Source organism: Microbulbifer maximicatervae (SeqCode) (assembly GCF_052468095.1).
In genome coordinates, this window is the sequence record NZ_CP174332.1 from 4,057,396 (window position 1) to 4,067,971 (window position 10,576).

The following is a 10,576-nucleotide window of genomic DNA, read 5'->3' on the forward strand; positions in this document are numbered from 1 at the left end:
CACTCACTGCCGGTTACTTATTCTTGAAATTAGATGGAGTTAACGCGCGATCACCAAACCACCAAGCCGTTGCAGTACAGGCTGTAAAGAACACGGAATAAACCATATACATCAGCAGCTCATGCCGCTCCGCTGCTGACAGCAATTCAGATACATCATTAACCACCACAGCAAAAATCCAGGCAGCTAAACACCAAAGAACCACAGTAATCAGCGGCCTAAATAGTGATTTAATCGCAGCCACCCATGGGTAAGAGGGATGATCAACAGCATTACGATGGCTAGCCTCCAATCCAGACCAAGAACCAGCCTGAGCAGCTAGTGCTAGCTCCGCTTCGGTCTCCTGTGATTTCGCCCGCATATTAAGCTCAAGCAACTCTGTCTCGTGGGTCCACTTCTTTTGCTCCCACTCCTGTCGCTGCTTTTCCTGCCAATACCGGGACACCTGCCCAGCAATAGAGCCCAGGAAGCCGAACAAACCACCAGATACCGCTGAAGCGCCCACACCTAAAAGATCACTTAACCATTCCATAATTTTTTAGCTCCTGCGCCATACCAATAACGTCTACGCCCCATATCGACGTGAAGAAATGTTTGGTAGTAACCGAACCCAGTGAAGCCAGCACGACGGCAAGCCTCACGGAGAACAAAACGATTGTGACCAGATAACGAAATATCAAATGCAATTAACTTATGCCGGGACAACGCAGCCCCTCCCACCCTCGCGTTATGTAATGCACACCGATGCCCGCTATTAATCTTTAACGGACGCCGTATTTCGTCACGAGTAAACTGGAGCGCATCCATCGACGGACGGTGTAAATAAAACTCACCACAGCAAGGACAAGCCAGGTTTGGCTCATCAGGGGAAAAATTGTCCCAATGCCACACCTCTTCCGGTATTTCGGAATAGTGTTGATAGAGCACAATAAATCTCCGAGGAATAAAAAAAGCGCCCCAAAAGAGCGCCATTAAGAACATTAACAAGGATGAAAAATGAGTGATTCAAAACGAAAAAACCCGGCTGGGGGAGCCGGGTTTCTGTTGCAAGCGGAAAAACCGCAAGCTAGAAAAAAAGTACCATCCTGGCACAAACACTGTCAACCCACCTTCAGCATTTTTTCTTTATAAACCTCTACGACCTCAGCAACTGGGCCCAGAGCACGGGCAGGAAGCGTATCCAATCGGCGTTGTAATCTTTGCCATAAACTTTTCCACTCCCTATCCCACCGTTTCTTATCACACCCCAAAATACTACGCGCCTGGGCAAGATCGATTGATCGCCCATTAACATCCCGCAACGCACACGCACTAATACAAAATAACGCCAACTGGCTAACCTTCTCGCGCGGGTGCGGCTCCTCCCACTTATCGAACTCAGACATCAAAAACTGCAACAGCGCCGCCCGCTCTTTAAATCTTTTTGCGGGAGGAGCGTAGGCAGCCATGCCCCAGCAATAAGCCAACGGATCACTATCCCGCAACCTAGCAACAACGTTTTGAATTATTCCCCTCTCGCAGGCATCCATAACCCGGCTACCGCTTCCCTTCCCCACAACCGTCTCAGCACCACTCACTCGCGGCGCATCTATCCGACAAATGACTTGATCTGCTTTGCCCTCAACCTCACCCCGAATAACCACCTTCCGGCCCCGGCGCGTGCTTAGGGTGGCCGTACTCCTACCGCCCATGGCCTCGTAATCAAACGCCGCTGCCGACCCATCGAACGCATCATGCCAAGCCTGTCTCGCAGTATCGAATCTCATATCACTCCCCCCAAGACATCAAACGGTAACCTCAACCGGAACAATTACGCAGCCTGCTGAAAACTATCGAAATGCTCCTGAAAAACCTTTCTCGCCACATGCATATTATCCCGATGGAAAGTCCCCAAATAATCCTCATGCACCTGTCGAATTTTATTTTGAGTCACCACCGTATGGGCAAACACCAAATCCACTTGGCGAGGGTTATCCGTGCGAAATACCGCTAAGGGTCTAATCGCAACGGTAGTCATAATTCGCTCTTTGGCTTCTGTCAGAGTCACAACGGTCATAGCATCGCTCCTTGAAAATCTGTGTTTACCAGCCGGTGTCTGTCAGCATTTCACCGATTGGCCGGTCCCGTGTTCGCTGCTGGGGTGCTATTCGCTGCGGTGGAATAAACTTTTCGCGTCTCACCCAGTTACGCCACACCGCCAACCAATCACGTCGCACTCCCTGCTTGCCCGACTGAGATTTCCAGTAATCACCAAAGCTAGCCGCAATGTCGTAGATCTGGTGCATCACCTCTGGCCGCGTCTTGGCTGCCTCATCGTAAAATTCTTGGGTTAACTGCCAATCATCGGGAAGGCGGGTACCACGCTTCGATGGTGGGGCGGGTTCCTGACGGACAGCAAGGGCATCACCCTGACCGCTCTCTCTCTGGTTATTTTCTAGAGTGGTTACTTTCTTAGTATCTTTACTTTCTTGTGTCGTAAAAACCCGATCCGGCAAAACCGTATCTGGCAAAACCGTATCTGGCAAAACCGTATCCGGTTTTTCAGGAAGTGGTTCAGAATCTGACTTTGAGTCAATGGGTGTATCAGAGATCTCATAGTCCGTACCGATTATTTTTCCCCGCTCACGCTTAGTAATACGCTCGCAATAACCGGCATCAATTAACTCGCCCAACAACCTGTATATCTTATCCCTGCCCTCCTGAGCCTCTTTGGCCAGTGCAGAAGGGGAAACCTCCCAGTGATCCGGCTTCGACAGCAAGTGCAGCAGCAAGCCGCCAGCAGCGAATGAAATACGGCGATCACACACAACGGAATTTGAAACCACCAAGTAATTTGAAGACGGCCGAGCACTTCGACGAATCATGCAGCAGCCCCCCAGAAAAATAATGAATGGGTCATATTGTTTTTACCTATCCTTGATTTCACTATTCGCGCACGGCGAACAAAACCCTACAGAGACGCCCATAGCGCAGAGAAATGAGTGCCGGTCTTTCCCGGCTGTCAGAGGTCTTTCCCGCAGTCTTCAAAGCGGGCCGGATTGGCGTCCCTCACCGGCCCTTTCTTGGGTATCTGACACACCCTGTATAAATCCCCATATACCGCAATGAATTAATCCCGATCTTCAAAAACCGCAGAATGGCAGGACAATAAAATGGGGGATTGAAAATGATCGTTATTCTGGTTTCTGAAACGAACACGCACGGCCTTAACTTGCCTGCTGAACTTCTGGCATGGCTTGCCGATCAGCAGCCTCAAAAAGCTCAGCCAGTTTCGGGCAAAGATCCACAGCCCGAACCACCCCACCTGCCACCTGCTCCGCACGCAGAGCCAATACAGCTGACGCACCATGATTTCCATTTAGTAGGTTACTTATGGTGGGCTGACTGATGCGCAGGGCCTTGGCTGCCGCTTTCTGGCTTCCAAAGTGCTCAATCAGTTTTTTGATGGCCTTTTCGACCTGATCTGACTTGTCCATGCCCGCAGAGTATCGGTATACCTATACTCCGGTCAACTGGTATTCCAGTTTTTCATGTTATAGGTAGACCTATAACATAATGCGCCTAATAAAACCCCACGGGATTCACCAGTGACCGACCTGAAGGACAGACTAAAAGAGGCCCGCAAAGCTGCCGGAAAGACGCAAAAGCAAGTCGCAGAGGCGGTGGGGATCACCCAACCCTCCTACTCAGAACTAGAGAATGGGCGGTCCTACGGTACTCGCTACATCGCGCAAATAGCCCTCCACCTAGGGGTTAATCCGGTTTGGCTAGCCACCGGTAAAGGTGAAATACGCCCCCCTCTGATAGAGGACATCCGGCGCAAAAACTTAGATCCGCTGCTTGAAAAATATGGAATGGAAGGGCTAAAGGAAAAGCTTCCCGACCTGGAAAGCCACATCCACTTCATCTTCAATGAAAAGCGCCCCATCAATAGCCGAGTTGCCAGGAAGATCGAGGCCGGACTGGAGCTTCCCCTAGGATCACTGGACTATGACGCAACAGCAAAAGAAGTTAGCAATTTTGGTAGCAATGTAAGCCCAGGCCCCCGCATACAGGGCCGGGTACCGCTGATTAGCTGGGTTCAAGCGGGTGCGTTCTGCGAGTCGATTGATATATTCGAGCCGGGTGACGCAGAAGATTGGATACCTTGCCCCACTAATCACTCAGACCGCACTTACGCCTTGCGCGTAAGCGGAGACAGCATGACCAGCCCACACCCCGGGCATAAGTCCTACCCAGAGGGAACCATCATATTCGTGGACCCCGACAGGGCCATAACCAACGGCTGTCGCGTCATTGCCAAGCTTAATGGTGAAGCAACCTTCAAAACCTATACTGAAGATATGGGAAAAGTCTTTCTCCGCCCGATCAATCCAATCTACCCTTTGATGGATGTCACTGGCACGGATATTTCCTTTTGTGGTGTTATCATTGGCTCCTTCAGCCCAGAATAACACCCACAAAAAAGCCCGCTCACCGGCGGGCCTTTTGCGACCAGAGAAGGCTAAAACAGTATCTTCTCTGCCATACCTGATTCAATCGCAATTCAATTCACCCAGCAAATTGGGTTAACTTTTTAACACCCCCCGGTGAACACTCAAGGACTACACTCTTTTCATCCAAGAATTTGACCTCAACATTATTCTTGCTGACCGAATAAAACGACACTAAACAAGCTAATACAACTGCGATAGCTATCCCAAAAAAGCTTGTAAAAACCAGCAACCCAATAAAGCCTAAAAACACCCACAAAATAATACAAAGAACAGCTGCCGCAAGTAGAAACCTAAAGAGACTAAACTTTTTCTCTTTTACCTTCTGCGAGGATACTGATTTTATTTTATCTGGCGAATAAATAACTTTGCTTGCACCTTCAACCACAAGATAGTTATCCCTGCTAATGTATGCAGATCCCTCTACCCCAAAACTCCCACTAATAATTTTCATTAGCCACCCTATTAGTTTTATTTGCTTCGAAAACCTTAACGCCAGTCTCACCTGATTAAACACACTTTGCCTATATTGGGCGCCTTATAGGTCACAGCACCCCCCAGGCCCGCCCACCAGCACTACCCCGCTACTTCATACCCCAGCATTTTGCTGCCGTCATCCGTAGACAAACGCGCCCTCAGCCTATCAACAACCACACCAACTTCAACTCAACAACAAAATATAGGGATACCTATTGACTCGCAAGAATGGCACACCTATATTTTGCAGTAACACCACGGATAGGGCACCCAATATGGACACCGCCACAAGCCACCTCAGACCCCTGGCACCACGCCAAGCGGAAGCGCTAACACACCGCGCCCGAGGGCTCTCAAACCGGGAAACCGCCCAGGCTATGCAGTGCTCCGTCACCAACGTCAGCAACCTGCTCGCCGAGTGCTTCTACAAACTGCACGCCCGCAACAGCACCGACGCCGTGGCCAAGGCGGTAAAGCACGGATTAATTCAATTCGTCCTGATCGCCACGATTGTCAGCGGAATTGGCGCAGAGCAAGAACAGCTACGCACCCGATTCCAACGCCGCCTCACCTCACAAACCATCCGAAACAACCGGGAGGGAATCGCATGACCGCCACCGTGTTTGTACACCCCACGGCGATGAGTAAAAACAATATCGACCGCCTCAAGCGCCGCATCGATATCGCCAACGCCGTCCACAAAATTGGCACCCGCCTAGTGCAGCCAAAACCCACCACCGCAAAGCCAGTAAATAACAACTGGCCACCGTTTGGAGGTGATGCCGCATGAACCAGAACAACCCAGCCCACAGCGTGGAAACCCTGCTCACCGTCGCTAATGGAAATTCTGGAGCCAGCAAAATTGCCGCATTGGTTTTGCTGTCCGCCTGGAATAGCTACGACTTTTCAGTCCCCGTAGCAGACCTTGCGTTACTGGATGGCGACAACTTCCAACACGCAATCAACGTGATGAATCTGCGCTACCACGGCAGATCACCTGAAAACGTCATTGCGGATGGTGAGAAAAAATTCCACACCCTCTACCGCGACTGGAATCACTTGGAAATCCAGAGGAAGGAAGCCGCATGAGCACAAATGAATTTACCCCACCGGATTACAGCGCCCCCGCCTTTCTGGAAAAAGGCGCCCAGCATATGCGCGACCGTGCAGTGCAGCGCGATAGCGAAGGCGGCGAGCGCTCAATGACCAAAACCGTATCAGCATTTAATGCCCTATACGGAACCGCCCTCACCGAAGAGCAAGGCTGGATGTTTATGGTCCTGCTCAAACAGTCCCGCGCAAGCAGTGGTGTATTTGTAGCGGACGATTACGAAGACGGCGCCGCCTATTTCGGCCTAGCCGGCGAAGCCGCCGCAAAGGTCAGAGCAGCCTGATGAACGAGTTCAGCCGAATCTTAGAGCTGTACGAAGAACTGCTGGCCAAGGTGAAGCTGCAAGAAACTGAAATTGTGAGAATGCGCAAACAAATCGCGACACTCACCAAAACCATCCAAGGCCAAGCCCCACAAAAAGAAAATCAGGAGGCAGCGTGAGAAAGGAAAAAACCTTCACCGTCACCCAAGCCGCCCGCCTATTGGGAATGGGCAGAAACAATTTAATGAAACTCATGCGGAACAACGGCTTATTACACAGCCAAGAACCCATGCGCAACTCCCCCACAAAGTGGGCCACCACACAGGGCCTGCTCGTTGCACAAAACGCTGAATACAAACGCGGCCCAGTGGCAGTGCCGTATATCAATACCAAAGTTACATCTAACGGCATGGTTTGGATGCGCGACCTTATCGAAAAACAAACCGTACCCGAAGCCAGTTAAATTTTTTAGGAAGTAAGAGCAGGTATGAACACAACACAAGTTGAAAAACATTTAAGCCTTCTTGGTATGAGATGTCAGGACAAGGTGACAGGGCTAAAGGGCGTAATAGTAAATGTAGGTTTTGATCTGTATGGATGCGTTCAAGCAATTGTTCACCCAGGTTTGAGCGCGGATGGCAAACCACAAGAAACCATATGGTTTGATATCTCACGCCTTGAAATAACCAGCAAAAAATCAGTGATGGAGCGCCCTAATTTTGAATATGGGCACATTGCCGAAGGCCGAAAGGGACCAAGCGAAAAACCCCTAGAAAGCAAGTATTAAAGTTCAACCGCGCCCCAGGCGCATCAGTCAGCTGTAACCGTTAGGGCTGCCGGTACGGAGCCCAATTTTAATTAATTGGAGAACTCCATGAAAAGATTCGCACTATTCACTGGCACCTACAACTTAATGATGGGTGGCAACAAAGATTTCAAACGCTCCTACGCCACTGAAGTAGAAGCCTACCAAGAGGTAGAGCGCATTGCCCAGCAGGAGCTGTTCACACACTGGGCCCAGATCTTCGACAAGAAAACCGACACCGCAAAAATTTATCGTATCGACGATAAAAAAATCACCGAGGACAAACCCCAAGACTGCCCTCACCCAGAACCAAACGCCGCCTGACCCACAGCCAATAACTTTCTAAGCCCGCCCAGTGCGGGCTAAGTGGGTAGAAAACAATAGTAAGAGTATCGAGTAATGAATACGGCTGAATTCAACAATCAATACCCACCCGGAACCCCAGTAATTTTTGTTGATGACTTTGGAAATGAAATAAGCACGCACACTCGCTCAATTGCTTGGGACGTATGCGGCACGCCAGTTGTAAAAATTGAAGGGAAAGCCGGCGGCGTTGATATTGAAAGAATTAAGCCCAGCCGTTGATATCAGCTCAACAAGAATCAGGGAGCCATTGTGAAAGCACGGCAATACAAAAAACTCTGCAAGAAAGCGCGTGCGCTGTTAATTGCGCTTGGTGAACCTATTGATGCTTTCTCGCAAGAGTATGAGCACATGGGACGGCTTGAGTGTGCATACGTCTGGGGGATTAATACCGGCCCCGACTATTCCGGCGAGTACGACTGGTGGGACGCTTGGTACATATTGAGTAATCGGGTTGCCGACAAAACCGCAACATGGGAAGAGCATGAAGAGAACCCTTACCGCACAAGCATAACAGGCACTATCGGCATTTTGCGGTATGCGCGGCAAATGGTGGAGACCCCAAAAAATGCCCAAGCGTAAACCCCGCAAGCCCATGAGCCAACGCGCCCTGCACGCCCGTCGGGTAAACCGCTGGCTACCCGGTTTGCTCCTCACTGCGCGCAGCAGTACCGGCCTGGATACCGATGGCGATCCTATTTTAAAGATCACCCACCGACGCCAGCGCGGCGCCGTGGGCGATATCGCCCGCGCTGACTACCAGCATGAAATATTGAATTGGCAACACCACTGGATGGTGACGGTATTTGTTGAGTGCAAAACCCCTGAAGGCGATTTCTATAAAGACTCAACCGAGTTCGAAGCCTACGGCGTCCGCCTTAATGACCTAGCCGAATTAGTACGCCCAGAACTCGACACCATCAAAAACAAAGCCAACCCCAACCACTACAAAGACCACGGCTGGCAGGCAGAGATTCTACCGAATCGCAAACAGGAAAAAGGGAGAGCAGCATGAAAACCAAAGACATTGAAGTTTCAGCTTTTCGAATTCTAGCCCCTCAAGGTCTCGACCCCATCACTGTGCTTATTGAGAACACGGCCAAGGGGGCAGGACAAATCACCCTTAGTTGTTTCGGTGAGGCTTGGAATCACTTCTGGCCACGCATGGGTGAGCAGCACACTCTTGAGACTTTTTTTCTTTCTGCAAGTACGGATTACCTCTCTAACAAACTATTTCCAAACCACCTGCAAAGAAGCGTTACTGATTTTTCAGAAGTTTATAAGCAAGCCAAAACAACAATTCTGGAAGATCGCCGAGAGCATGCAATTGACAAACAAACGGCGAAAAGACTTTGGACTGACATTAGAGACCTAAAGCACCTATCTGACGACTACGAGCTGCAAGAACACCTGGAGACCATTTGCGAGGTATTTGGCCAGGAATGGTACGAGCTGCTGCCCACCAAGGACCACCACGAATTTACCTACCTATGCAAAATCATTGATGCAGTGAAAGAAGCACTAAAACTGCGCACAGCCGAGCAACTTGGAGAGGCTGCGTGAAACTCTGGCAATCCCTCACCGGTATCGCCGCCCTAATCTTCTGCGGCACCAGCCTCGCGTTTACTGTGCAGCTCTGGATATCCATGCCCGCAGGTCTCAATGCAACGGAGTGGAAAAGAGATTATGAATGAGGAAATTAAGTTAAACGATTGTCAGCTTTGTGGCGCTGAAGCGGAGTTTAAAATTAGTGATGATGATTTTCTGTGGATTGTATGCACCGGCTGTCAAGCAAATATGAGCTGCCGACTTCCAAGTGAAGAATTAAGCATGTCTGTATTAGCAAGGTTTTGGAATTCACCAATTTCAGAAGAGGAAAAAGGAAGAGCAGCGTGAAACTCTGGCAATCCCTTACCGGCATCGCCGCGCTGATCTTCTGCGGCACCAGCCTAGCGTTTACCGTGCAGCTATGGATATCCATGCCCGCAGGTCTCGGCGGGCAGGTGGTGGCCGGGGCCACAGCGGTGGCGCTGGAGCTGTGCAAGTTCAGCTTCGCCCCGCTGGGCCTTTGGTTGCGCAACCAGGGCCAGGCCAGTGGCTATGCCCTGCTCTGCCTCTGGCCTCTGCTGGTAGTAATCAGCATTGTTGCAACGGTCGGATTCCTCGCCACTCACAGCGACGAACAGCAGCAGCGCAGCACCCGTAACAGCCAGGAATACCAAGTGTTGCAACAGCAGTTAAACAGTTTGCAACAGCAGATAAACACCCTAAACGGCTTGATCAATACCGACGCCAACAACGGCTACCGCCAGCGCGCTATTGATACCGCTGCACAGTTATCCACATTGGAAGCTAAGCGCACGCAGCTCATAGAAAAGCTATCCACAATCGAACAGACACCCAGCACGCACAGCGCTTTCAATAGCTTGGCGGGCACTCTGAACGCAGACCCGGCAAAGGTTCAGCATATCGGCTTCCTTGCCCTAGCGATCATCACAGACATCGTGGGATTGGTTGCGTTACTCGCGTTTAACGCCGCTGCAACGGTTGCGAAACGCGCCACTGCACCGTTGCAACAGCCTGAAACGGTGGAAACACAACTGTTACACACCACCCACTTGAGCGAAGAACAGCAGCAACTCGCCCAGCGAATCCGCGCCGGGGAGTTCGGCCACAAGCCCGTCATGCGCAACATCATCAACGATATGCGCCTCAGACACGGAACCGTTAAGCCCGTTTTCGACGCCCTGCAACAGGCGGGAGCATTGAATAAAAATGGCCGGGGATACTTCCTCGCGAGTCAGGGAGGGCTGCCCAATGGGTAAGCTGGTTAAAGGGGTCACATGGGCCAAAGAGCAATTCGAAAAAGGCTCCCGTCCTGGAAAAGAGAAAATCTTGGAGTGGATAGAGGCCGAGCATATCCCCGGCCAGATCATCGCCGGGGAGCCCTATGTGGATGCCGACAGGTTCGCCATACGCGACCACACCGGCAAAACCCCAGCACAAAACACCTCCGCCAATGACGGCCAGCCCAGAAGCGGGATGGACCTGTTAGCAGGCTGAGA

24 protein-coding genes are annotated in these 10,576 nt (G+C 50.9%); 17 read left to right on the forward strand and 7 right to left on the reverse strand.

From position 1 onward, the window contains the following. Nucleotides 1–13: 13 nt before the first annotated feature. The 6 genes from ACJJIL_RS17825 to ACJJIL_RS17850 form a co-directional block, all read right to left on the reverse strand. Nucleotides 14–532, reverse strand: a complete 519-nt coding sequence (locus ACJJIL_RS17825; RefSeq protein ID WP_444914651.1) for a hypothetical protein — start codon at nt 530–532, stop codon at nt 14–16. Further along, on the reverse strand, nt 520–927 hold the full coding sequence (locus ACJJIL_RS17830; protein ID WP_445360396.1) for a D-Ala-D-Ala carboxypeptidase family metallohydrolase: 408 nt from the start codon (nt 925–927) through the stop codon (nt 520–522). Before ACJJIL_RS17830 ends, ACJJIL_RS17825 begins: the two co-directional genes overlap by 13 nt. A gap of 173 nt (nt 928–1,100) precedes the next feature. Next, complete coding sequence (locus ACJJIL_RS17835; RefSeq protein ID WP_445360397.1) at nt 1,101–1,766, reverse strand: hypothetical protein; 666 nt, start codon at nt 1,764–1,766, stop codon at nt 1,101–1,103. A 44-nt stretch (nt 1,767–1,810) separates the two neighbouring features. After that, nucleotides 1,811–2,056, reverse strand: a complete 246-nt coding sequence (locus ACJJIL_RS17840) for a hypothetical protein (protein ID WP_445360398.1) — start codon at nt 2,054–2,056, stop codon at nt 1,811–1,813. Nucleotides 2,057–2,081: 25 nt separating this feature from the next. Further along, complete coding sequence (locus tag ACJJIL_RS17845) at nt 2,082–2,864, reverse strand: hypothetical protein (RefSeq protein WP_445360399.1); 783 nt, start codon at nt 2,862–2,864, stop codon at nt 2,082–2,084. Between the two features lie 342 nt (nt 2,865–3,206). Then, nucleotides 3,207–3,476, reverse strand: coding sequence for a YdaS family helix-turn-helix protein (locus ACJJIL_RS17850; RefSeq protein WP_445360400.1), 270 nt, complete (start codon nt 3,474–3,476; stop codon nt 3,207–3,209). A 111-nt stretch (nt 3,477–3,587) separates the two neighbouring features. On the opposite strand from ACJJIL_RS17850, the gene ACJJIL_RS17855 reads away from it, so the two are divergent. Further along, nucleotides 3,588–4,454, forward strand: a complete 867-nt coding sequence (locus ACJJIL_RS17855) for a type II toxin-antitoxin system RelB family anti-toxin (protein WP_445360401.1) — start codon at nt 3,588–3,590, stop codon at nt 4,452–4,454. 97 nt (nt 4,455–4,551) lie between these two features. On the opposite strand, the gene ACJJIL_RS17860 is transcribed toward ACJJIL_RS17855, so the two are convergent. Continuing rightward, nucleotides 4,552–4,947 carry a hypothetical protein gene (locus ACJJIL_RS17860; protein ID WP_445360402.1) on the reverse strand — a complete coding sequence of 132 codons (396 nt, stop codon included), beginning with the start codon at nt 4,945–4,947 and terminating at the stop codon, nt 4,552–4,554. Between the two features lie 238 nt (nt 4,948–5,185). Between ACJJIL_RS17860 and ACJJIL_RS17865 the strand changes: the two genes are divergently transcribed. The 16 genes from ACJJIL_RS17865 (at nt 5,186) to ACJJIL_RS17940 (ending at nt 10,574) form a co-directional block, all read left to right on the forward strand. Next, nucleotides 5,186–5,581, forward strand: a complete 396-nt coding sequence (locus ACJJIL_RS17865) for a response regulator transcription factor (protein WP_445360403.1) — start codon at nt 5,186–5,188, stop codon at nt 5,579–5,581. After that, complete coding sequence (locus tag ACJJIL_RS17870) at nt 5,578–5,760, forward strand: hypothetical protein (protein ID WP_444914662.1); 183 nt, start codon at nt 5,578–5,580, stop codon at nt 5,758–5,760. The genes ACJJIL_RS17865 and ACJJIL_RS17870 overlap by 4 nt, the downstream gene beginning before the upstream one ends. Then, a complete protein-coding gene (locus ACJJIL_RS17875) occupies nt 5,757–6,059 on the forward strand; it encodes a DUF7673 family protein (RefSeq protein WP_445360404.1) in 303 nt (100 codons plus the stop codon). The genes ACJJIL_RS17870 and ACJJIL_RS17875 overlap by 4 nt, the downstream gene beginning before the upstream one ends. Continuing rightward, nucleotides 6,056–6,364, forward strand: coding sequence for a DUF6378 domain-containing protein (locus ACJJIL_RS17880; protein WP_445360405.1), 309 nt, complete (start codon nt 6,056–6,058; stop codon nt 6,362–6,364). Before ACJJIL_RS17875 ends, ACJJIL_RS17880 begins: the two co-directional genes overlap by 4 nt. Beyond that, nucleotides 6,364–6,522 (forward strand): hypothetical protein, encoded by a 159-nt coding sequence (locus tag ACJJIL_RS17885; protein WP_445360406.1) that lies wholly within the window; start codon nt 6,364–6,366, stop codon nt 6,520–6,522. Before ACJJIL_RS17880 ends, ACJJIL_RS17885 begins: the two co-directional genes overlap by 1 nt. Next, on the forward strand, nt 6,519–6,806 hold the full coding sequence (locus ACJJIL_RS17890; RefSeq protein ID WP_444919084.1) for a phage antirepressor KilAC domain-containing protein: 288 nt from the start codon (nt 6,519–6,521) through the stop codon (nt 6,804–6,806). The genes ACJJIL_RS17885 and ACJJIL_RS17890 overlap by 4 nt, the downstream gene beginning before the upstream one ends. A gap of 24 nt (nt 6,807–6,830) precedes the next feature. Next, entirely contained in the window at nt 6,831–7,130 is a 300-nt protein-coding gene (locus ACJJIL_RS17895) for a hypothetical protein (protein WP_445360407.1), read from the forward strand. Between the two features lie 87 nt (nt 7,131–7,217). After that, nucleotides 7,218–7,472 carry a hypothetical protein gene (locus ACJJIL_RS17900; RefSeq protein ID WP_445360408.1) on the forward strand — a complete coding sequence of 85 codons (255 nt, stop codon included), beginning with the start codon at nt 7,218–7,220 and terminating at the stop codon, nt 7,470–7,472. A 75-nt stretch (nt 7,473–7,547) separates the two neighbouring features. Continuing rightward, on the forward strand, nt 7,548–7,733 hold the full coding sequence (locus ACJJIL_RS17905; protein ID WP_444914668.1) for a hypothetical protein: 186 nt from the start codon (nt 7,548–7,550) through the stop codon (nt 7,731–7,733). A 30-nt stretch (nt 7,734–7,763) separates the two neighbouring features. Further along, nucleotides 7,764–8,093 (forward strand): hypothetical protein, encoded by a 330-nt coding sequence (locus tag ACJJIL_RS17910; RefSeq protein WP_444933644.1) that lies wholly within the window; start codon nt 7,764–7,766, stop codon nt 8,091–8,093. Further along, complete coding sequence (locus ACJJIL_RS17915; RefSeq protein WP_444934943.1) at nt 8,080–8,526, forward strand: hypothetical protein; 447 nt, start codon at nt 8,080–8,082, stop codon at nt 8,524–8,526. The genes ACJJIL_RS17910 and ACJJIL_RS17915 overlap by 14 nt, the downstream gene beginning before the upstream one ends. Beyond that, entirely contained in the window at nt 8,523–9,074 is a 552-nt protein-coding gene (locus ACJJIL_RS17920) for a phiTE_072 family protein (protein ID WP_445360409.1), read from the forward strand. Before ACJJIL_RS17915 ends, ACJJIL_RS17920 begins: the two co-directional genes overlap by 4 nt. Further along, nucleotides 9,071–9,205 carry a hypothetical protein gene (locus tag ACJJIL_RS17925; protein ID WP_445360410.1) on the forward strand — a complete coding sequence of 45 codons (135 nt, stop codon included), beginning with the start codon at nt 9,071–9,073 and terminating at the stop codon, nt 9,203–9,205. The genes ACJJIL_RS17920 and ACJJIL_RS17925 overlap by 4 nt, the downstream gene beginning before the upstream one ends. Continuing rightward, nucleotides 9,198–9,407 carry a hypothetical protein gene (locus ACJJIL_RS17930; RefSeq protein ID WP_445360411.1) on the forward strand — a complete coding sequence of 70 codons (210 nt, stop codon included), beginning with the start codon at nt 9,198–9,200 and terminating at the stop codon, nt 9,405–9,407. The genes ACJJIL_RS17925 and ACJJIL_RS17930 overlap by 8 nt, the downstream gene beginning before the upstream one ends. Next, nucleotides 9,404–10,336 carry a hypothetical protein gene (locus ACJJIL_RS17935; RefSeq protein WP_445360412.1) on the forward strand — a complete coding sequence of 311 codons (933 nt, stop codon included), beginning with the start codon at nt 9,404–9,406 and terminating at the stop codon, nt 10,334–10,336. Before ACJJIL_RS17930 ends, ACJJIL_RS17935 begins: the two co-directional genes overlap by 4 nt. Next, the gene (locus ACJJIL_RS17940) at nt 10,329–10,574 is read left to right on the forward strand and encodes a hypothetical protein (protein WP_413664500.1); all 246 of its coding nucleotides are present in this window, start codon (nt 10,329–10,331) and stop codon (nt 10,572–10,574) included. Before ACJJIL_RS17935 ends, ACJJIL_RS17940 begins: the two co-directional genes overlap by 8 nt. Nucleotides 10,575–10,576 lie beyond the last annotated feature (2 nt).

What these genes read in the sequence shown, in the direction of transcription:
- ACJJIL_RS17825 (WP_444914651.1), bottom strand. Translation starts at nt 532, where the DNA reads ATGGAATGGTTAAGTGATCTTTTAGGTGTGGGCGCTTCAGCGGTATCT.
- ACJJIL_RS17835 (WP_445360397.1), bottom strand. Translation starts at nt 1,766, where the DNA reads ATGAGATTCGATACTGCGAGACAGGCTTGGCATGATGCGTTCGATGGG.
- ACJJIL_RS17840 (WP_445360398.1), bottom strand. Translation starts at nt 2,056, where the DNA reads ATGACCGTTGTGACTCTGACAGAAGCCAAAGAGCGAATTATGACTACC.
- ACJJIL_RS17845 (WP_445360399.1), bottom strand. Translation starts at nt 2,864, where the DNA reads ATGATTCGTCGAAGTGCTCGGCCGTCTTCAAATTACTTGGTGGTTTCA.
- ACJJIL_RS17850 (WP_445360400.1), bottom strand. Translation starts at nt 3,476, where the DNA reads ATGGACAAGTCAGATCAGGTCGAAAAGGCCATCAAAAAACTGATTGAG.
- ACJJIL_RS17860 (WP_445360402.1), bottom strand. Translation starts at nt 4,947, where the DNA reads ATGAAAATTATTAGTGGGAGTTTTGGGGTAGAGGGATCTGCATACATT.
- ACJJIL_RS17870 (WP_444914662.1), top strand. Translation starts at nt 5,578, where the DNA reads ATGACCGCCACCGTGTTTGTACACCCCACGGCGATGAGTAAAAACAAT.
- ACJJIL_RS17875 (WP_445360404.1), top strand. Translation starts at nt 5,757, where the DNA reads ATGAACCAGAACAACCCAGCCCACAGCGTGGAAACCCTGCTCACCGTC.
- ACJJIL_RS17880 (WP_445360405.1), top strand. Translation starts at nt 6,056, where the DNA reads ATGAGCACAAATGAATTTACCCCACCGGATTACAGCGCCCCCGCCTTT.
- ACJJIL_RS17885 (WP_445360406.1), top strand. Translation starts at nt 6,364, where the DNA reads ATGAACGAGTTCAGCCGAATCTTAGAGCTGTACGAAGAACTGCTGGCC.
- ACJJIL_RS17895 (WP_445360407.1), top strand. Translation starts at nt 6,831, where the DNA reads ATGAACACAACACAAGTTGAAAAACATTTAAGCCTTCTTGGTATGAGA.
- ACJJIL_RS17900 (WP_445360408.1), top strand. Translation starts at nt 7,218, where the DNA reads ATGAAAAGATTCGCACTATTCACTGGCACCTACAACTTAATGATGGGT.
- ACJJIL_RS17905 (WP_444914668.1), top strand. Translation starts at nt 7,548, where the DNA reads ATGAATACGGCTGAATTCAACAATCAATACCCACCCGGAACCCCAGTA.
- ACJJIL_RS17915 (WP_444934943.1), top strand. Translation starts at nt 8,080, where the DNA reads ATGCCCAAGCGTAAACCCCGCAAGCCCATGAGCCAACGCGCCCTGCAC.
- ACJJIL_RS17920 (WP_445360409.1), top strand. Translation starts at nt 8,523, where the DNA reads ATGAAAACCAAAGACATTGAAGTTTCAGCTTTTCGAATTCTAGCCCCT.
- ACJJIL_RS17930 (WP_445360411.1), top strand. Translation starts at nt 9,198, where the DNA reads ATGAATGAGGAAATTAAGTTAAACGATTGTCAGCTTTGTGGCGCTGAA.
- ACJJIL_RS17940 (WP_413664500.1), top strand. Translation starts at nt 10,329, where the DNA reads ATGGGTAAGCTGGTTAAAGGGGTCACATGGGCCAAAGAGCAATTCGAA.